This window comes from Pseudoalteromonas lipolytica (assembly GCF_003515105.1).
Classification (GTDB): Bacteria; Pseudomonadota; Gammaproteobacteria; order Enterobacterales; family Alteromonadaceae; genus Pseudoalteromonas; species Pseudoalteromonas lipolytica.
Genome location: NZ_CP032090.1, coordinates 2,316,472 through 2,336,426, shown reverse-complemented (window position 1 = coordinate 2,336,426; position 19,955 = coordinate 2,316,472). Strand labels below are relative to the sequence as shown.

Sequence of the window (19,955 nt, the reverse complement as noted above, 5' to 3'; positions counted from 1 at the left end):
TACTTTATTCATATGAGGAAAACACATGTCGCAAAAATTTAATGTTGCTGTCTTAGGCGCCACAGGTTTAGTGGGTCGTCAAATTATCGAAACTTTAGAAGATCGTAAATTTCCGGTTGGCGAGTTGTTCTTGCTTGCGAGTAGCCGCAGTGCGGGTGAGGAAATACAATTCCGTGGTGAATCGATTGAAGTACTCGACGTAGAAGGGTTTGACTTTAGCCAGGCACACATAGGTTTATTTTCAGCTGGGGGAAATGTTTCTGAAAAGTACGCCCCCATTGCTGCAGACGCAGGGTGTGTGGTGATTGATAATACCTCGCATTTTCGCAATGACTTCGATGTACCATTAGTGATACCTGAAGTGAATGCATCGAGCTTAGCGGATTTTAGAAACCGCAATATCATTGCAAATCCTAACTGTTCAACTATTCAAATGTTGGTCGCGTTAAAGCCTATTTACGATGCATACGGTATTGACCGTATTAATGTATCGACTTATCAGGCTGTGTCGGGTGCGGGCAAAGAGGCCGTTGATGAACTTGCTAAGCAAACTGCTAACCTAATGAATGCGCGTCCAATGGATAATGCTGTTTTTCCTAAGCAGATTGCCTTTAACGTCATCCCACAAATCGATACTTTTGAAGACAACGGTTATACCCGTGAAGAAATGAAAATGGTGAACGAGACACAAAAAATCTTAGGTGACACGAGTGTCGTGGTAAACCCAACGTGTGTTCGTGTTCCGGTTTTCTTTGGTCACAGTGAAGCGATTAATATTGAGACACGTATGCCAGTTGATCTTGAGCATGTAAAACAGTTACTGAATGATGCACCGGGTGTAGAACTGATTGATGACTTGGGTGATTACCCAACAGCGGTATCTGATGCAAGTGGTAATGACACTGTGTATGTTGGTCGTTTACGTGCAGACATTTCTCATCCACACGGCTTAAACATGTGGGTAGTGAGTGACAACACGCGCAAAGGGGCTGCAACGAACAGTGTGCAAATCGCTGAAGAGCTAATTGCAAACTACCTTTAAATCTGATGATTTTGACTGAGTCATTCAGTAAAGAGAGCGGCTAATTGCCGCTTTTTTTATGTTTTCAGTGCCAAATTATTGCCGCATACGCTGTAAAAGCGTATAAACTTAACATAACAATAAAAAAGTCTCTCAGCCGCTAATATTTAAGCTATTTACTATCAAAGTGTTGCAATAGATATTGCTCACCAACTGGTTTATAGTTTGCAGCTGGAATAGAGCTTGCAAGAAAGCATAATTAAGAATCAATTCTGCAAGAATTACTTGATGTTTAAGCAACCAACGTTGCTGCGTTAACATTTAAAACATAAAGGATCAGCATGCGCGGTTTAGCAACACTCTTCATATTAGCGTCTGCCTTGGTGGTAACACCGACTTACTCTGATGAAGGCTCCACTCTTAAAGGCCCTAAAGGCGTCGATTATGGTGCGCAGGGGCGATCAATTGGTCCAATAAAACCGACTGATACTCTGTGGCGTATTGCCGCTAAAATTCGACCTGATAACTCTGTAAGCATTTATCAGGTTATGCAAGCATTGTACGACAAAAACCCGTCATCGTTTTTAGATCAAAACCTGAATCACATGCGTGATGGCGCGTATCTTAAAATTCCTACTATTGCAGAAATGCGTGCTGTTAACCCGACCCTAGCGAAAGCCCGATCTGAGCAAGACGATGAGCTGTGGGAGAAAAAGAAAAATGGCACATTAACAGTCGCCGAAATAAACGAATCGCAAAAAAAGGTGACGCAAGCTCGTAAAGTCGATTTAGACGAAGCAAAGCAAGAGCTTAAACAAGAAATAAACACAATCAAAACTGAGCAAGGCACGCAGCTTGTTGAATTGCAAAAGCAATTTAAAACATCGGTCGATAATGTTGAAGAAATTCTTGCCGAAAATAATAAGTTAAAACAACAGCTAACAGGTATTTCGAAAGAGCTAGAAACGGTTCGTGACCAACTCGGACAAGACAGTGAAATTCAAAAGCAACTTAAAGAGTTAATTGCCAAACAGAATGAGATTATAGAGCAGCAAAAAGCAAAAAAGATTGAAGAGGACAGTGGGCTTAACGTGTCGTCAATTTTAAGCAACCCATTTGTTCTCGGTGCTCTAATGTTCATTCCTGCGTTACTTATTATTGCGGCTGTTGTGTTGTTTTTGAAAAAAAGAAATAACAACGAGCCAGAAGCCAGCGATGACGATGAGTTTCTACCACAAAGCCCAACTTACACTGAAAATGATGAGTTAGACCCTCTAGTCGATAATGATCCGCTTATTCCTGACCCCGTTGAAGATAACGATGATCTGAGTGTTCGCTTAGATGATGACTTAGACCAAGATATGCTGCCAGATGATGACATTATCTTTGATGACAGTATTGATGATAGTTTTGACGACGATGACAGTGTTTTAAATCAAGATGAACTCGAAGGGCTTTTAAGTGACGATATTGTGTTTAATGATGAGTCAGAAGGCAGTGAAGATGATGATTTAGACGCATTTTTACAGCAAGATTTTGATCAATCTGATGACGACAGCTTAGGCGATGAAATTGATTTAGAAGGTGAACAATCACAAGTCGACTCTTCAGGCGATATTTTAAGTGCGGATGATATTGATGATCTATTCGCCAGCGACAACACCGATGATTCGCAAGACAGCAACAAAAACGATGATATGGCGGCATTAAGTGAAGAGCTTGCCGAAGACGATTTTGATATTGACAGCCTAATTGACGAGCAAAACAATACTACCAGCTCAGAGCAAAATGAAGATGTTAATTTAGATGACATTGACGACTTACTCGATGAAGCGGACGAGACCCCTGTAGGCACTATTGATGCTGAATTAATCGATGAAGATGACTTTGATATCGATAGCTTAATTGATGACGTGCAAACGGATGAACAGCCAGCACACTCATCGAACACACTGGAAGATGAATCGGTCGATGCTGACGATATTGATGCTTTATTAGATGAAGCGAGTGATGATGATGCGCTAGATGTTGATGACATTGACTCACTACTTGATGACGTTGCAATGGATGAAGCTGCAACCGAACAAGCACTCAGTGAAGAGCCTGAAGTTGAAGAGCAGCCTCAAGTTGACGAGCTAGTTGATGAAGATGCATTGGTTGGTGAAGATGAACTAGACGATGCACTCGATGTTGACGACATTGACTCATTACTTGATGACGTTGCAATGGATGAAGCCGCAACAGAACAAACTCTCAGTGAAGAGCCTAAAGAGGATGACCAGCCTCAAGTTGACGAGCTAGTTGATGAAAACGCGCTAGTTGACGAAGATGAACTAGACGATGCACTCGATATTGATGACATTGACTCACTCCTTGATGACGTTGCAATGGATGAAGCCGCAACAGAACAAACTCTCAGTGAAGAGCCTGAAGAGGATGACCAGCCTCAAGTTGACGAGCTAGTTGATGAAAACGCGCTAGTTGACGAAGATGAACTAGATGATGCACTCGATGTTGATGACATTGACTCACTCCTTGATGACGTTGCAATGGATGAAGCCGCAACAGAACAAACTCTCAGTGAAGAGCCTGAAGAGCCTGAAGAGCCTGAAGAGCCTGAAGAGGATGACCAGCCTCAAGTTGACGAGCTAGTTGATGAAAACGCGCTAGTTGACGAAGATGAACTAGACGATGCGCTAGATGTTGATGACATTGACTCACTACTTGATGACGTTGTAATGGATGAAGCTGCAACAGATGAAGTAACGACTGAACAAACACTCAGTGAAGAGCCAGAAGAGGATGAGCAGCCTCAAGCTGACGACCAACCTCAAGTTGACGATCTAGTTGATGAAGATGCGTTGGTTGATGAAAACGAGTCTGTTGACGAAGACGTGCTAGACGATGCACTTGATGTTGACGACATTGACTCACTACTTGATGAGGTTGCAACGGATGAAGCTGCAATTGAAGACGCGCAGAGTGAAGAGCCATTAGTCGATGAAGAACCTGAGTTCGATGAACAGGTTGATGAAAATGAGCTTGATGACGCGCTTGATATTGACGACATTGATTCCTTACTTGATGAAGTCGAAACAGATCAAGATAAAGCCGATGAAGAGACAGGCGTCGATACACTTGATGATGAAGATGAGTTAGATGATTCGCTGATTACTGAAGACGATGATCTCGATGATATTGATGAACTCATTCAAGAAGCAAATGAGCTTAAGCAAGAGACAGAAGCGCAAATCTCTGACCTATCGAACGAAGAAGACAACAACGCGCAGCATAACGAAAATCTACAAGACTCATTAGCTGATCTTGCTGATGCTGATCAAGCAATTGATGACATGAATGTAGAATCAGTGGCATCTGAATTAGTTGATAGCACAGAAGAAGTAGACATTGATGAAGCTCTGCATCAGGAATTTAATGAAGACAGTGATGAGCTGTTAGACGAAGATGACCGCTTAGATGAATATGATGATCCGGCATTAAAAAGTGTTGATGAACTGCTCAACGAAATCGGTGAAGACGAAGACTATGTTGCCCCACCAGATTGGTCTATTGATGAACCCGAGCAGGACTTTGAAGAGGTCGAAATTGATTTAGGTGACGACCCGCTTGCCGAGGACGAGTTAACCGATGAATTTGATTTAGACATTGAAGACGAACCTTTAACGCAAGATACGGTGACACCAAGCCAAGAACTGGAGGAATACCCAGAACTTGAGCTAGATGAAGCAGGTTTTGAGTTAGATGATAATGACACAGAGCTCAAAAACGAAGATACGATAAAGCCGAGCCAAGCAGAGCAAGATCTAGCTAACTCACTCGCAGGTGGCAATGAACTTGACCAGCTTGAAGATGACTTTGATGATGATCTTTTGCTCGATAATGAATTCACTGAAGCTGATGCATTTGAGCCTGAAAGCGACTCTGCTGAACTTGAAAATAAAGTAACAGTAGATGACTCGCTACCAGAGCTTGATGATTTACAAGAGTTTGAGTTAGAAGACTCTGAACTAGAAAGTGTTGCAGATAATGTGCAAACACTGGCTGATATTGAATCTACGCTTGCGGATAGTGACGGTATCGGTGAGCTTTCAGATGATGAAATCGATGATGATTTTATGGCAGATCTGACGCAAACAGATTTTGATGCATTGCTTAATGAGCTCGCCGAACCGGATGAAACAGACATAACGGATGCCAGTGAATTCGACGTTGATTTCAATGCACTGTTAAATGAAGACCTGCAAGTTGAAGCCGCAGACGAAAGTGACTTTTCAACTGATATTGAACCCTCAGATGAACAAGCCTCTAAGCAAACAGACGATGAGTTTGTTGATATAGATTCATTGCTTGAACAGAGTGATGATGAAGCGCTTGATTTTGAACCATATGACGATGTTGATATGGATGTGGGTCTTAGCGATTTTAATGACTTGCTTGCAGGTGATAACCCTACAGATGTTGATGCTGAAAGTGGGGGTTACTCTGCTAAGCTTGATTTAGCGCGAGCGTATATCGAAATAGATGATTTTGATTCTGCGCTAGAGGCAATTGAAGATGTGATTGCCAATGGCCCAGAAGAAGTGCAAGAAGAGGCGCTATCTTTAAAAGCTAAAATTAAGTCATAAAGTATCAAAGTAAAAAAACCGAGCAAGTCTCGGTTTTTTTGTATTTAATCTAGGGTATTACCTATCTTGTAAACGACGAGCCTTGAAATCAGACTCGGCTTTCCATTTTGGCCAATCACCGTTATTTGCAAGCTTGGCTGCAATATCAACAATCAGTTCAATGTCTTGTTTCACACCGCCCATTGACCATTGCGGCGAATAGTCGTCAGCTTCTTTATGGTATTTATGAGCAATATAGTCGGGGTCTGTATCGCCTAAGCTCATAAATAACAAACTTGGCACACCTTGTTTAGCCAATGAAAAATGATCTGAGCGGAAGAACAAGCCATTCTGTGGTCTTGGATCCATCTTTACGTGACGTCCTTGTGACTGTGCTGCCTCAGCTAGGTAGTCTTCCATTTCAGACATGCCTTTGCCGTATTGTAAAATGTAGTCAACGCCATCAAGTACGTTCATACCATCGATATTAAGCAGTGCCACCATTTGTTTGGTGGGGGCAATTTCACCGGTAGCGAATTGCTCTGAACCAATTAGCCCTGTTTCTTCTGCGGTGAAATTTGCGAAGATTATTGAGCGTTTGAATGGCTTTTTCTTATGCATTTCACTCAAAATGCGGGCAATTTCAATAGTGGCTGCGGTGCCTGAAGCATTATCGACAGCACCATTATAAATCTTCAGTCCCTCTTCGGTTTGCTTCGTACCAAAATGATCCCAGTGAGCGCCAATAACGATGTATTCATCAGGTGTTTCACTGCCTTTAAGTGTTGCTACAACATTATGCGATTGTGCTTGGGAGATATCACTTTTCAATGTCAGCTCCGCTTTCGCTTTTAAATCAAGCGGCTTAAAATCAGCTTTTAATGCGTTGGCTTTTTCGGTTTGATAATCAAAGCCTGCTTGAGCAAAAATTTCATTTGCGGCCTGCTCATCAATCCATCCCATGACAGGAATGTCTGATGCATTATTGTCTTGGTCGATAAGTGTATATTTACTGCCTGTGTTCGAGCTTTCAACAACTCCCCAAGGGTAAGCGGCTGGTGCTGTTTCGTGCACGATAAATACGGCTTTTGCACCTTGGCGTGCACCTTCTTCGTATTTGTAAGTCCAACGACCATAATAGGTCATGGCATTGCCTGTAAATAGCGTGTCGTCTTGAGTCGCAAATCCTGGGTCATTGACAAGTACAATAACTGTTTTGTCTTTTACATCAATGTCAGCAAAGTCATCCCAGTTATACTCTGGGGCATTAATACCATAGCCAACAAACACCACGTCAGAGCCAGCAATGTTGATCTCTGGATTAATTTGTTGCGTGCGTGCGGTAAAATCACTGCCAGCATTAAAGCTTAACTCGCCAACCTTTAGCGTCATATTCTGATCAGGCGTGAGTTTTGCCATTGTCACTGGCTGTAAAAAATTGCCATTAAAACTGCCCGTTAAGCCTAGCTTTTTGTATTCGTCAGCTAAGTAGTTAATGGTCAGAGTTTCGCCTTCTGTGAGTGGACCACGGCCTAAAAACTCATCAGAGGCAAGCGTTTTAATGTGTGAACGTACTTTGTCAATGTTGACGGTTTCAAGCGTGGATGTGCTTAGTTTATCAGTGCTTGCTTCATCAGCGCTTGGGGTTGGTTGCTCAGAGCAACCGAATAAACCTACGGCAAGCGCTAAACTTGCGTATTTAAGGTAAGTTGTCATAGTTTTTCTGGTTGATTGTACAGAGTTTCACTATATGGGACGAGAAGAGGGCTGTCCAGAAAGACGCTACAAACAACTGATTATGCAGGATGAATAGATAATCATTCAATTTTCAGCCATGAAAAATTACCACCAGGTTTTGTTTATCGCAGGATCGTGAATACTGAATACCTCGCCAACTAGTGGGGTGCTTAGCGAGACATGATCTTGTACAGCCTTTTTAGTCACGCGGTTGAGTGGTTCATACCAGGCGTGAAATGCTAAATCGAATGTGCCATTATGCACTGGGACCATGATATTTCCGTGTAAATCTAAATGCGCTTGAACAGATTGCTCTGGTGTCATGTGAATATTCGACCACTCTTGGTCGTAAGCCCCAGTTTCAATAAAGGTAATATCAAATGGCCCATAGCGTTTGCCAATTTCTTTAAAGCCCGCGAAATAACCAGAGTCACCACTAAAATAAAAGCGTTTGTCTTTTACTTTTATAGCCCATGACCCCCACAGTGTTTTGTTTCTATCCGTTAAGCCTCTGCCTGAAAAGTGCTGTGTGGGTGTAAAAACGATTTGGCTGTTTGTAGTCGTATGGTCTTGCCACCAATCAAAGCTAAGCACTTTTTGCTTTTTTACCCCCCATTTTATGAGATCATTTTCTACACCGAGCGGAACATAAAAAGAGTCGGTTTTGTCGGCCAGTTGCTTGATAGCTGCTTTATCTAAATGATCATAATGGTTGTGCGAGATAAAAACCTTCGCAATGTGAGGTAACTGTTTAATGCGTATTGGCGTAGGTTGAAAACGCTTTGGTCCCATAAACGAAAATGGCGAAGCTCGCTCGGAAAATACAGGATCAAACAGCCAAAATTCACCATACACTTTAGCTAAAATTGATGAGTGGCCCAGTTTCACAAAATGGACGCTGTCATTCGATAAAGACGCAAGCTGCTGTGTTGATAAAGCATACATAGGCAGTTCGTGTTTGGGTTCTGCATCAATTTTCTTTTCTGTCATGAAACGTATGAAGATTCCCAGCGTTTTTCTAAAACCAGGCTGCTCAACCTTTGCATTATTATAGAAGGTGCCATCTACTAATTGAGCTGAGTGACTGTCATCACTTACGCCTTCAGCGGCAATTTGATTATTCATAATTAACACGCCGACCATGAAGCATACTGTGGCGATTACGAGTCATCTTAGAAATTTCATATCGTTACCATAAGTAAACTGAGTGGTGTAGTTTTTCATTGTTTGCTTTAAAAGTAAACTATCTAGTGCATTTTTTATTTTTGCGTTACACTATTGATGTCATGGGGGAAGTACATGAAATTATCACAAAGAAAACGACTCGATATTTTGAATGCAGCTGAAACGTTGTTTTTTCAACAAGGTTTTGAACAGACGAGTATGGATCAGGTTGCAAGCTTAGCGGGCGCTTCTAAACGCACTGTTTATAATCATTTTGAAAATAAAGGTGTGCTGTTTCAGGCTATTCTGGTGTTTATGTTTGAAAAAGTGCGTCAAGAAAAAGCCGTTATTTTTAATAAGCAACACCCTATTGCAGAGCAGTTAACACAAATTGCTGTGCAAGAGGTGGCTTTGCTTACCTCGGAAGAGTTTCTAAAAATAGCGAAAGTGGCTTTTATGCAAATGCTCCAACAGCCCGATTTAGCTAAGTCGCTCGCCAACAACAGTATGGGTTGCATGCAAGATTTAGTGGCTTTTTTAGAGGCGGCCAGTGACGCGCATGTGTTACATATTGACGATGCTGAATTTGCGGCTAAACAGTTTGTGTATCAATTAAAATCGCTGATCTTTTATCCTCTTTTGTATGGATTTGAGCGCCAAAATGGCGACACAGAAGAGAAAGTGATTAGCGAAACCGTGAAAATGTTTTTAGCGCGTTATCAACGATAGTATTTCTGATGAAAACGGCAATTGTAGTATTAGGCGCTCCAAATGAACCTGACGGCAGATTATCTGTTATTGCAAAAGCACGCTGTGATAAAGCCTACGCCGTTTTTCGCGATCATCAACATGCAAGTCTATTGTGTACAGGTGGCTTTGGCAGCTTTAATAAAAGTGCGTATCCGCATGGCGAATTAACCAAGCGGTATTTAGTTAAACAAGGTATTCCAGTATCTCGCTTTTTGGCGCATGCCCCAAGCCGTTTTACCTTTGAAGATGCGACACTTGCACAGCCTATTTTAGACCGTGCAGAGATTAAAAAAGTACTATTAGTCAGCTCTGAGTTTCATATTGAACGTGTTCATTATGTTTTTCGACACATTATGCCTTTGATGGAATTTGAGTGTGTGCCTGCAGTCACGCCTTTACCAGATGAGGAGCTTGCTTTGTTACGTGCTCATGAACAGCAGGCAATGTTAAGAGAAGAGCAAAATATTTTAAGCTACAAAAAAGCCGCGCTATAAAATTTTATAGCGCGGCTTTTAAATGTTTAATAAGAAGTGTTATTTAACTTCTTTACCTGCTGCCTGTTGATCAGCATGGTAGCTTGAGCGAACAAACGGGCCACATGCAGCATGTGTGAAGCCAATTTCGTCAGCATAAGCTTTTAAGCCATCAAACTCGGCTGGTGGCACGTAGCGTTTAACCGGTAAGTGGTGCTTTGAAGGCTGTAAGTATTGACCTACCGTGAGCATATCTACGTTATGTTCACGTAAATCACGTAATACTTCTTCAATCTCACTGATTTCTTCGCCTAGACCGACCATTAGGCCAGACTTTGTTTTCACTTCTGGGTGCGCTTCTTTAAAGCGACGAAGTAGCTCTAATGACCATTTATAATCAGCCCCCGGACGCGCTAGTTTGTATAATCGTGGTGCCGTTTCTAAGTTGTGGTTGAACACATCTGGCGGCGTTTCAATTAAGATATCAAGCGCTCTGTCCATACGGCCACGAAAATCAGGTACTAGAATTTCAATGGTGATATTTGGGTTATGCTTACGAATTTCACGAATACAGTCAGCAAAGTGTTGTGCACCGCCATCACGTAGGTCATCACGGTCAACAGACGTAATAACAACATAGCTTAACTTCATATCTTTAATCGTTAGAGCTAGTTTTTCTGGTTCTGCCGCATCAGGCTTTAATGGACGCCCATGCGCAACATCACAAAACGGGCAGCGACGCGTACAAATTGCACCAAGAATCATAAAGGTTGCTGTACCGTGATTAAAGCATTCTGATAGGTTAGGGCACGATGCTTCTTCACACACAGAGTGTAAGCCGTGTTTACGCATGGCACTTTTAATACCATCAATACGCTCTGTTGATTTTGGCAAACGAATTTTAAGCCATTCTGGCTTACGTAACATTTCGTTTTTTTCTGTTGGTAAAACTTTCACTGGGATCAGCGCCATTTTCTCAGCATCACGCAGTTTTACGCCTGGTTCCATTTTGACTGGTTTATTCATTCGTTTTCAAACCCTTCAGTGTGCTTAACCACAGTAGCATTAAGCTTTTTAATCATGTGTTTAATAAGCCCTGAACCTGCTTGCTCTAGGTTCTGTGGGCCATTGAGATCGGTTGTCTGCACCATGTTCATACCAGCATAACCGCATGGATTGATACGTGAAAATGGGCTTAGGTCCATATTTACATTCAGTGCTAAACCATGGAAAGAGCAGCCGCGACGAACGCGTAAGCCTAACGATGCAACTTTACTGTCGTTAACATAAACGCCAGGTGCATCCGCCTTTGCATAGGCTTCAATATCATAATCTTTAAGTGTATCGATAATACACTCTTCCAACCAAGTGACGAGTTCACGAACGCCAATATTTAAACGGCGAAGGTTAAACAGCACGTACATCATTTGTTGACCCGGTCCGTGATAGGTCACTTGACCACCTCGGTCTACTTGAATCACTTCAATATCACCGGTGTTTAAAAGGTGCTCTGCCTTACCTGCCTGACCCTGTGTAAAAACAGGTTCGTGTTCCACAAGCCAAATTTCATCAGCTGTGTGCTCATCGCGGGTATCGGTAAATGATTGCATTTTTTGCCAAATTGGCATGTAACGCTGTCGCCCTAATTGGCGAACGATTAATTCTCTCTCGCTCACGACTTACTCCGTAATCAGTCTATAGCATATGACGTACGTCATCGATGTTGCTGATCACGTTATAGATTTCTTCGATGTGCTCTTTGCTTGTTACCGTAGCAACAAGTGTGACTGACTCATAATTCCCTTTACTGCTTGGTTTGATCTTAGGTGCGTAATCGCCCGGTGCAATGGGTTGCAGCTTTTCTAGGATCTGATCTGTCAGATTTACATTAGCTAAGCCCATGATTTTAAATGTGAATGGGCAAGGGAAATCTAAATACTCGTCAAACTTAGTATCTTTTACAGGTTGAACCACGACGGTGACTCCTCAAACAATGGTCTGCTTAATAGACGTTTTCTTTGCCATTTCTTGGCGTTAAGCAAACTGGATTACGACGCACTCGACCCAGCGCGACTGATATGGGGCGCATTCTATCATTTTTCAGGCAAAAAAAAACGCCTTGCAGTGCAAGGCGTTTATAATCTTTTTTACGGGTTTACATTATTTGTAAACGTAAGTAATCGTAAATTTTGCTAAAGAAGCTACCTTCTTCCACTTCTTCTAAGGTAACAAGTGGATATTGCGCAATTTCTTCACCTTCAAGCTGTAAGAAAAGAGTGCCTACTTTAGTGCCTTTCGCCAGTGGGGCTTCTAAGGTTTTATCCAGCTCAAAGTTCGCTTTTAAGTTTTTACGTTGACCGCGTGGGATAGTAATGGGTGTATCTTCTAAAATACCTAACGATACGTTTTCTTTATTACCCATCCAAATACGTTGCTCTGCAAAACTGTCACCTGCTTTATAGGGTGTGATTGTTTCGAAGAAACGGAAACCGTAGTTAAGTAGTTTTTTACTTTCTACCTTACGTGCACGCTCGCTTTCAGTTCCCATTACAACTGCAATTAAACGCATATCATCTTTGGTTGCTGAGGTAACTAAGCTATAACCCGCTTCTGAGGTATGGCCTGTTTTAATTCCGTCTACGTTTAAGCTCTCATCCCATAACAATGAGTTACGGTTGTATTGTTTAATGCCGTTATAAGTAAATGATTTTTTTGCATAAACTTCATATTCATCAGGTACGTCACGGATAAGTGCAGCGCCTAATGTTGCCATATCACGTGGCGTGGTAAAGTGCTCGTTGGTATCTAAACCATGGCTATTAACAAAGTGACTGTTGCTCATGCCTAGTTTTTCAGCATGGGCATTCATTAAATCAGCAAATGCACTTTCGCTGCCTGCAATGTGCTCTGCCATTGCTACGCACGCATCATTTCCTGATTGGATTATGATACCGTGGTTAAGATCATCAACACTGATTTGTTTACCCACTTCGATAAACATTTTTGATGACTCTGGAAAGTTCTTTGCCCATGCTTTTTCGCTCACTGTTACCATATCGGTCGGTGAGATATTACCTGCTTTAATTTCTGTACCAATGACATAACTGGTCATCATTTTGGTCAGACTTGCTGGTGCTAGTTTTGTATCAGCTTCGCCTTCGGCAATTACTTTTCCTGTGGTGAAATCAACCAAAAAGTAACCTTTAGCATTAACTTGAGGTGGGGCGGGGATGATTTGGGCTGTTGCAGAAAATACGCTAGCAGTGCAAACAAGGCCACAAACGCCACTTAAGATTTTATATTTTATAGATTTCATCGTACTCATTAATGGTTGAAGTTAAACATGTCGCGTTAACCTATTCTAAAGGTCTTACTCACTGTAAAGCAAGAACGCGTTCTGAAATTGGTTTTGTTTTAATTTATCTAAAACGGATTGTGCTTCTGCAGCATCTTTAATTGGCCCTAGACGCAGACGATAGATCCCGTCTTTTTCAACAATGTTTGTTGGCACATGGTATTGCTGGCGAAGTTGAAACGCGAGCGCTTCGACATTAGAAAGAGTACTTCCCGCTGCAACCTGTATGTAACTTAAACGAGGGGCAGAATTTGCAAGTGTAATGGCTTCAACCTTAACACGGGCTGTACCTTGACGATAGTAGCCAAGCTTATATGCTGCAGAATAAGATAAATCGATCAGTCTATCGTCATGAAAAGGGCCGCGATCATTAACACGCACAATCACTGATTTGCCGTTATCTAAATTCGTGACGCGAGCAAAACTTGGCAGCGGCAGTGTTTTGTGAGCTGCAGTCATGGCAAACATATCGTATATTTCGCCGTTCGAAGTGTGGTAGTTGTGAAATTTTCGACCATACCAAGAAGCGATGCCTTCTTCTGAGTAGCCCGTTTCATCTAGCATGGGCGTGTAGCGCTTTCCTCTCACCTCGTAGGGGCGGCTTGCACTGGCGCTTTTGATAACAGCAGTGACCACAGCATCTTGCATTTCAAGTTCTGTCGGTGTTCGCAGTGGCGCTGCATCATGCTGCATTGCATAGCGTCCTTGTTGTGACGACGGTGAGCTACATGCGCTGAGGACAACACAGATAAGCGCGATTAAAAGGGCATTTATTAAGTGGGTCATTATTTTAACAGCATCCTTTTATCGGTGGCGATAGACATAATAATGCCAAATCCAGCCATCAGGGTCACCATAGAAGTCCCCCCGTAACTAATTAAGGGTAAGGGGACACCAACGACAGGTAATAGGCCAGAAACCATTCCTATATTCACAAACACATAGACAAAGAAAGTCAGGGTTAAGGCTCCAGCGAGTAGTTTACCAAATGCGTCTTGTGCATTTACGGCAATGTACAAGCCACGACCAATAATAAATAAATACATGCACAGCAGTAAGCAAACACCAAATAGACCAAATTCTTCACTGAGTACCGAAAAGATAAAGTCAGTATGGCGTTCGGGTAAAAACTCAAGTTGCGATTGGGTCCCTTGCAACCAGCCTTTACCTTCAATTCCCCCGGAACCAATGGCTATTTTTGATTGAATAATGTGATAACCCGAGCCTAAAGGGTCACTTTCAGGGTCTAAAAAGGTGAGTACTCGCTGACGTTGATAGTCATGCATTCCGTAATGCCAAAATGGCCATGCAGCGAGTGCAACAACGGCTGAGAAAAAGCCAATTAAGCGCCAGCTTAAGCCTGATAAAAACAACACAAATATACCTGAACTGGCAATTAAGATTGACGTTCCTAGGTCTGGTTGTTCTTTAATTAAAATGGTCGGCACCATCACAATTACAAAACCAATGATTAAATGAATCGCGCGTGGTGGCAGGTGATTACGGCCAATGTACCAGGCAACCATCATTGGCACGGCTATCTTCATTAATTCGGAAGGCTGGAAACGCGTGATACCTAAATTAAGCCAACGTTGCGCGCCTTTGGAGCTGACACCAAAGAATAACACGCCAACGAGCATTAATAAGCCCAAGCAATACAGAGGAATGACCATGCTTTTTAAGGTATTCGGTGAAAACTGCGCCAGAATAAACATGCCCAGTACAGCACCAAACATACGTGTAGCATGGCGGATCATCATCGCAGAATCTTGACCACTGGCACTGTATACAATAGCAAGGCTTGCAACCATCATGAGCATGAGCGCAATCAGCAAAGGTACATCAAGATGAAGGCGCTGCCAAATCGAGCGTTTTTTATTTAATGGGATCATGGCGCATCACTTTGAGCAAGTTTTATAGGGTTAGCAGAAAAGTAGTAATCCATTAATTGGCGCGCAATTGGCGCACCAACAGTACTTCCCCCACCGGTATTTTCGACGACCACCGACACCACAATTTGTGGGTCATTATAAGGGGCAAAGCCAACATATATTGCGTTATCTCGTTGGCGTTCTTTGAGTGATTCTGCATCATATCGCTCGCCTTGAGCAATACTGACTACCTGCGCCGTTCCGGTTTTACCCGCTGGGTCATAGGTTGCACCTTTAAACGCTTTGTGTGCTGTACCGGTTACTTTATGCACTGTGTTGTGCATTGCATCGAGGGCTATTTGCCAATGATGTGGGTTTTTAAGTTGTACAGGGGGCTTTTCATCATTATTGATTTGCGTTACTTCGTTTTCTTTTTTGGCTACTTGCACAAGGTGAGGTGGATGATCAATGCCTTTATTAACCAAAATGTTAGTTGCATTGGCTATTTGCATCGGGGTCGCGGTCCAATAACCTTGTCCGATACCCACCGAGATTGTATCGCCTCGCCACCATGATTCTCTGAAACGGGCTTCTTTCCATTCTTTAGATGGCATAATTGCCGTTGTTTCTTCATGAATATCAATACCAGAGAGCTCGCCAAAGCCAAATTGAGTCATAAAGTCACTGATTTTAGTGATGCCTAGTCGGTAGGCAACATCGTAAAAGTAGGTATCACATGACTCCTCAATCGCTTTGTAAACATCGACATGACCATGGCCCCAACGTCTCCAGTCACGCCATTTGTGTTCAACATTCGGAATTTGGAAAAAGCCCGGATCCCACATCTGTGTTTGTTCTGTTACCAAACCTTCTTCGAGGGCTAAAATGGCCATATGGGGCTTAACCGTCGATGCCGGAGCATAGCGACCCTGCGTAGTACGGTTAATAAGTGGGCGGTCTGGATTTAATAATTCTTTGTAGTTTTTACTGCTAATGCCATGCACAAATAAGTTTGGGTCATAACTTGGGTTTGAATACATTGCCAGCACGCCCCCATCTTTTGCATCAAGCACGACCACTGCGCCACGCATGTCTTTTAAGGCATGCTGGGCTATTTGTTGCAAGCCAATGTCCAAGGTTAACACTAAGTCATGGCCCGGCTCAGGCGGAGTCAGACTGAGAGTACGGATAACGCGACCACGGTTGTTTACTTCAACGCGTTGTGAGCCAACAACACCGTGTAGTAACTCTTCATAGTATTTTTCGATACCAAGCTTACCAATGTCATGAGTGGCGCGGTAATTCGTTGCTTGGTCTTCGGCTTCAAGTTTAGTGAGTTCTTTTTTGTTTAGCTTGGCAACATAACCTAAGGCATGAGTGAGTGTATCGCCATACGGGTAATAGCGTGCTAAACGCGCTTCAATACTGAACCCTGGAAATTTATGTTGGTTTACTGAAAACGTGGCTACTTCGGTTTCGTTTAACCGTGCTTTAAGCACTTGGCTTTTAAAGCGGCGATTATGTTTTATATCGTCTAAAAAGTCGGCTTTTTGTTGTTCGCTTATCGTAATTAGTTGCTCAACAGCAGCCAGTGCTTTGTCAAGATCATCAACTTCTTCAGGAATGACTTCAAGGTTGTAAACGGGTTTGTTCTCGGCAAGTAACACCCCATTTCTGTCGTAAATCAAGCCTCTATTAGGCGCAATTGGTATTACTTTTATGCGGTTGTCGTTTGAACGTGTTTGATAGTCTTGGTGATCAATAACCTGAATGTTATATAAATTTGATAACAAGACACCAATAAGCAGGGTAACAAACACAAAACCCACAAATGCTCGACGGGCAAATAAATTTGCTTCAGCCGAGTGGTCTCGAATGGTGGGTCTGTGTTTTCGCATGGGCTTTACTACTCGCGATGATAAGGGTGGTTGTTATTTAAGCTCCAGCCACGATAAAGGCTTTCAGCAACAATAATACGCACCAACGGATGCGGTAGCGTTAGGTTCGATAAAGACCATTTTTGCTCAGAGGCTGCTATACACTCAGGTGCAAGCCCTTCAGGACCGCCAATCAGTAGGCTGACATCTCGGCCATCAAGCTGCCATTTTTCCATACTTTTAGCGAGCTGATGCGTATCCATCGGCTTACCGGTTACTTCAAGTGTAACAATGCGGTTTCCTTTGGGGATAGCCGCCAATGTCTTTTCACCTTCAAGTTGTAAAATACGTTTGATATCCGCATTTTTACCACGCTTTCCTGCTGGGATTTCAATGAGTTCTAACGGCATATCACGCGGAAACCGGCGTTGATATTCCGTAAACCCAGTTTCTACCCATGCTGGCATTTTCGTGCCAACGGCAATCAATTGTATCTTCAAAATGCTTTACCTATGTCCTTGCTAAGGGTTAACCCCAAAGTTTTTCTAGATCATAGAAGTCGCGAGTTTGGTCTTGCATTACATGCACAACCACATCACCGAGGTCTACCAGTACCCATTCACCTTCATTTTGGCCTTCGTAGCCGAGTGGCTCTTCACCAGCATGGCGTGCTTCTTTCGCGACATGATCAGCAATAGACTGAACGTGGCGTTTAGAATTACCTGAACACACCACCATGTAGTCAGTAATGTCAGATTTTCCACGAACATCAAGTTGTACCACGTCACGGGCTTTCATATCGTCGACTTTATCAAGGGCAAATGCGAGTAGTTGTTTAGAATCCAAAGTGTTTTCTCAAAAGTAAATAATCGTAATGTGTTATTTTATCACGCAGATAGTATTTATTCATCTGTTTGGTAAAGATGATGCTGCGCAATGTATTGACTGACGCTAGCGGGTAAAAGTTCCGCGGCCTGTTCATTTAAATATAATTGTTTTCGAATCTGACTCGATGCAGCATCAACTTGTAAGCCATTTAAAAAGAATAACTTGCCAGCAGGTGATTGTTTTAGTTGCGCGAGTTTGTCAGTCAACGCATCGGCTTTGTAAACGGCCAGTTCACCCTCAACATGGCATATTTGGCCAGGGCGCTGATACACCACGATATGGCACAGTGTGACTATTTCTTGCCATTGATACCATTTATCTAAGTTATTAAACGAATCCATGCCGATTAAAAACAGAATAGGGGCGGTCGGGTGTTCACTGCGAAGCTCTTTTAAGCTCAGTAATGAATACGATGCACCGCTGCGGTTAAGTTCTCTGTAGTCGATGGCAAATTGCGGGTTAGACGCTATCGCAAGCTTGAGCATATTAATCCGATGCTCGTCGCTTATCCCCGGTTTTGCTTTATGAGCGGGGATAGCGCAAGGCATAAAATAGAGGGTATTCAATTGGCACTGTTTAACACACTGTTCAGCCATATTTAAATGACCTAAGTGAATGGGATCAAACGTGCCACCGAAAATAGCAATCATCAGTTACGACTCTCAGTCAGAATGTGGATGACAAGGTAAGGGGATTGATAACGGCTGACAAAACACTAAACAAATATGAGTCAACGCTTGATAAGGGGCAATTAAGTTACCTTGTTTGTAAGCGGCATCAAATTGAGCGAGTTGTTTAATTATTTGCTCAAGTACTTTGCTGTTTAAACGATTCAGCGCGTGTTGGATTGTCGCTTGTTGATTCTTCCAAATATTAAACTGCTTGTATAAGTCAGTCATATTGGCGCCCGTTAGTCTGGCATGCTGCATAGCAAGTAGGTTGCTGGCTTCTTTATTAATAGCCCAAAAAATACTCATGGCTTCGGTATTATCCGCAGCGAGTTTGGTCATGACTTTGACTGCTTGCTCAGCGTGACCTTTGAGTAATGCATCGCTCAAATCGAAAATATCAAACTTTGATTGATTGAGCAGCCCTTGCATAACGGCTTGTTGGTCAACTAAGTCACTGCCATAAAGCAGTGAGAGCTTTTCAAGCTCTTGATGACACGCAAGTAGGTTGCCTTCAGTTGCTTCTATGAGGCTTTGCTTAGCATTGTTATGCAGGTTTAAATTTAAACGATAACATTGCTCATCTAACCAGCGGGTTAGGTGATTGCCTGTTAGCGGATAACAAGGCACAAAGATGCCTTGTTTATCGAGTGCTTTAAACCAAGCGCTACGCTGGATATCTTGGCTGGCTTTGGCGCCTTTTAACACTAAAATAGTGTCATCATTGACCAGCTCAGTGAGCTGTTTAAATATTTGACTGCCCGTGGTGCCCGGTTTTTGCTCGTTTAAATCAAATTCAATCAGGGTGCGTGCACTGAACAGTGACATACTTTGATATTGAGCAATAATCTCTTGCCAATCAAAGCCCTGCATCAATGTGAATTTGATGACTTCGTCAAAACCGTGCTGTTTAGCTGCTTGACGTATCTGTGATACGCATTCCGCTATTTGGTAGGGCTCCTCACCAAACACCATGTAGAAAGGGGCGAGGCCTTTTTTTAGTTGGCTGGTGAGTTGATTCGCATAACAACGCATTACAGTTGCGATAACTCTCTAACAATACGGCGGCTTGCTTGCTTTCTGATTTCACTCAGCAGCAGCTCAAGTTCTTTGGCTTTTGCAAGTGCGTTATCAGGATCGTCTTGGTAGTTACGATACAGCTCAAAACGTTGGTTAACCGCTTCTTGGCCTGGTCGTTTAAGGGTGTAACTGACACTATAAGCAAGCTCATATTCTGCGACCTGACCGTTATCAAATAACGACAATATTTGTCGCTCTAAGCGGTCTTTGTGAATAGTGAGCTCAGGCGTTGAACTGTCGCCGTGGTCAAATTCTACTTTACTTGCTATTAGCTCTTTTTCGACTAACTCGAACAGGGTTGATTTTTCGTCATCACCAACCAGCGAGATCACCTTTAAGTCATCCGGTAAGTTAGAGGCTTTCTTTAAATGAAAGCCACAGCTTGTTACCAGTAAACAGACTAGCACTAAAGCTAGTCTGTTTTTCAGTGCATGAAGCGCTGCCAT

18 protein-coding genes are annotated in these 19,955 nt (G+C 42.7%); 4 read left to right on the top strand and 14 right to left on the bottom strand.

Annotation, left to right across the window (positions count from 1 at the left end):
* Positions 1–25 precede the first annotated feature (25 nt).
* On the top strand, positions 26–1,042 hold the full coding sequence (locus D0907_RS10640) for an aspartate-semialdehyde dehydrogenase (RefSeq protein ID WP_036967318.1): 1,017 nt from the start codon (positions 26–28) through the stop codon (positions 1,040–1,042).
* Positions 1,043–1,362: 320 nt separating this feature from the next.
* Positions 1,363–5,667, top strand: coding sequence for a FimV/HubP family polar landmark protein (locus tag D0907_RS10635; protein WP_118844434.1), 4,305 nt, complete (start codon positions 1,363–1,365; stop codon positions 5,665–5,667).
* A 57-nt stretch (positions 5,668–5,724) separates the two neighbouring features.
* Here the strand turns inward: D0907_RS10635 and D0907_RS10630 are convergent, their stop codons facing one another.
* Together D0907_RS10630 and D0907_RS10625 are read right to left on the bottom strand one after the other, a co-directional pair.
* Positions 5,725–7,362, bottom strand: a complete 1,638-nt coding sequence (locus D0907_RS10630) for a M28 family metallopeptidase (RefSeq protein ID WP_118844433.1) — start codon at positions 7,360–7,362, stop codon at positions 5,725–5,727.
* A 126-nt stretch (positions 7,363–7,488) separates the two neighbouring features.
* A complete protein-coding gene (locus tag D0907_RS10625) occupies positions 7,489–8,508 on the bottom strand; it encodes an MBL fold metallo-hydrolase (RefSeq protein WP_118844807.1) in 1,020 nt (339 codons plus the stop codon).
* Positions 8,509–8,682: 174 nt separating this feature from the next.
* On the opposite strand from D0907_RS10625, the gene D0907_RS10620 reads away from it, so the two are divergent.
* Positions 8,683–9,276 (top strand): TetR/AcrR family transcriptional regulator, encoded by a 594-nt coding sequence (locus D0907_RS10620; protein ID WP_036967326.1) that lies wholly within the window; start codon positions 8,683–8,685, stop codon positions 9,274–9,276.
* Positions 9,277–9,284: 8 nt separating this feature from the next.
* A complete protein-coding gene (locus D0907_RS10615) occupies positions 9,285–9,791 on the top strand; it encodes a YdcF family protein (protein ID WP_118844432.1) in 507 nt (168 codons plus the stop codon).
* Between the two features lie 39 nt (positions 9,792–9,830).
* Here the strand turns inward: D0907_RS10615 and lipA are convergent, their stop codons facing one another.
* The 12 genes from lipA to D0907_RS10555 all read right to left on the bottom strand — a co-directional run bounded on the left by lipA (position 9,831) and on the right by D0907_RS10555 (position 19,955).
* Positions 9,831–10,796, bottom strand: a complete 966-nt coding sequence (gene lipA / locus D0907_RS10610; protein ID WP_036967331.1) for a lipoyl synthase — start codon at positions 10,794–10,796, stop codon at positions 9,831–9,833.
* Positions 10,793–11,446 (bottom strand): lipoyl(octanoyl) transferase LipB, encoded by a 654-nt coding sequence (lipB, locus tag D0907_RS10605; protein WP_083202698.1) that lies wholly within the window; start codon positions 11,444–11,446, stop codon positions 10,793–10,795. Before lipB ends, lipA begins: the two co-directional genes overlap by 4 nt.
* Before the next feature lie 19 nt (positions 11,447–11,465).
* Positions 11,466–11,744, bottom strand: a complete 279-nt coding sequence (gene ybeD / locus D0907_RS10600; protein WP_036967336.1) for a DUF493 family protein YbeD — start codon at positions 11,742–11,744, stop codon at positions 11,466–11,468.
* 181 nt (positions 11,745–11,925) lie between these two features.
* Entirely contained in the window at positions 11,926–13,086 is a 1,161-nt protein-coding gene (locus D0907_RS10595; protein ID WP_036967339.1) for a serine hydrolase, read from the bottom strand.
* Between the two features lie 54 nt (positions 13,087–13,140).
* Complete coding sequence (locus D0907_RS10590; protein ID WP_036967342.1) at positions 13,141–13,911, bottom strand: septal ring lytic transglycosylase RlpA family protein; 771 nt, start codon at positions 13,909–13,911, stop codon at positions 13,141–13,143.
* Positions 13,911–15,017 (bottom strand): rod shape-determining protein RodA, encoded by a 1,107-nt coding sequence (gene rodA / locus D0907_RS10585; protein WP_036967346.1) that lies wholly within the window; start codon positions 15,015–15,017, stop codon positions 13,911–13,913. Before rodA ends, D0907_RS10590 begins: the two co-directional genes overlap by 1 nt.
* Complete coding sequence (gene mrdA / locus D0907_RS10580) at positions 15,014–16,894, bottom strand: penicillin-binding protein 2 (RefSeq protein WP_036967349.1); 1,881 nt, start codon at positions 16,892–16,894, stop codon at positions 15,014–15,016. The genes rodA and mrdA overlap by 4 nt, the downstream gene beginning before the upstream one ends.
* An 8-nt stretch (positions 16,895–16,902) precedes the next feature.
* On the bottom strand, positions 16,903–17,373 hold the full coding sequence (gene rlmH, locus D0907_RS10575; RefSeq protein ID WP_036967350.1) for a 23S rRNA (pseudouridine(1915)-N(3))-methyltransferase RlmH: 471 nt from the start codon (positions 17,371–17,373) through the stop codon (positions 16,903–16,905).
* Positions 17,374–17,401: 28 nt separating this feature from the next.
* Positions 17,402–17,719, bottom strand: coding sequence for a ribosome silencing factor (rsfS, locus tag D0907_RS10570; RefSeq protein WP_036967352.1), 318 nt, complete (start codon positions 17,717–17,719; stop codon positions 17,402–17,404).
* Between the two features lie 56 nt (positions 17,720–17,775).
* Positions 17,776–18,411, bottom strand: a complete 636-nt coding sequence (nadD, locus tag D0907_RS10565; RefSeq protein ID WP_065978080.1) for a nicotinate-nucleotide adenylyltransferase — start codon at positions 18,409–18,411, stop codon at positions 17,776–17,778.
* 12 nt (positions 18,412–18,423) lie between these two features.
* Complete coding sequence (holA, locus tag D0907_RS10560; protein WP_065978079.1) at positions 18,424–19,464, bottom strand: DNA polymerase III subunit delta; 1,041 nt, start codon at positions 19,462–19,464, stop codon at positions 18,424–18,426.
* Complete coding sequence (locus tag D0907_RS10555; RefSeq protein WP_065978078.1) at positions 19,464–19,955, bottom strand: LPS-assembly lipoprotein LptE; 492 nt, start codon at positions 19,953–19,955, stop codon at positions 19,464–19,466. Before D0907_RS10555 ends, holA begins: the two co-directional genes overlap by 1 nt.

Coding starts and splice junctions, on each gene's coding strand:
- D0907_RS10640 (WP_036967318.1), top strand. CDS start 26: ATGTCGCAAAAATTTAATGTTGCTGTCTTAGGCGCCACAGGTTTAGTG.
- D0907_RS10635 (WP_118844434.1), top strand. CDS start 1,363: ATGCGCGGTTTAGCAACACTCTTCATATTAGCGTCTGCCTTGGTGGTA.
- D0907_RS10630 (WP_118844433.1), bottom strand. CDS start 7,362: ATGACAACTTACCTTAAATACGCAAGTTTAGCGCTTGCCGTAGGTTTA.
- D0907_RS10625 (WP_118844807.1), bottom strand. CDS start 8,508: ATGAATAATCAAATTGCCGCTGAAGGCGTAAGTGATGACAGTCACTCA.
- D0907_RS10620 (WP_036967326.1), top strand. CDS start 8,683: ATGAAATTATCACAAAGAAAACGACTCGATATTTTGAATGCAGCTGAA.
- D0907_RS10615 (WP_118844432.1), top strand. CDS start 9,285: ATGAAAACGGCAATTGTAGTATTAGGCGCTCCAAATGAACCTGACGGC.
- lipA (WP_036967331.1), bottom strand. CDS start 10,796: ATGAATAAACCAGTCAAAATGGAACCAGGCGTAAAACTGCGTGATGCT.
- D0907_RS10595 (WP_036967339.1), bottom strand. CDS start 13,086: ATGAAATCTATAAAATATAAAATCTTAAGTGGCGTTTGTGGCCTTGTT.
- D0907_RS10590 (WP_036967342.1), bottom strand. CDS start 13,911: ATGACCCACTTAATAAATGCCCTTTTAATCGCGCTTATCTGTGTTGTC.
- rodA (WP_036967346.1), bottom strand. CDS start 15,017: ATGATCCCATTAAATAAAAAACGCTCGATTTGGCAGCGCCTTCATCTT.
- mrdA (WP_036967349.1), bottom strand. CDS start 16,894: ATGCGAAAACACAGACCCACCATTCGAGACCACTCGGCTGAAGCAAAT.
- nadD (WP_065978080.1), bottom strand. CDS start 18,411: ATGATTGCTATTTTCGGTGGCACGTTTGATCCCATTCACTTAGGTCAT.
- holA (WP_065978079.1), bottom strand. CDS start 19,464: ATGCGTTGTTATGCGAATCAACTCACCAGCCAACTAAAAAAAGGCCTC.
- D0907_RS10555 (WP_065978078.1), bottom strand. CDS start 19,955: ATGGCAGCGCTTCATGCACTGAAAAACAGACTAGCTTTAGTGCTAGTC.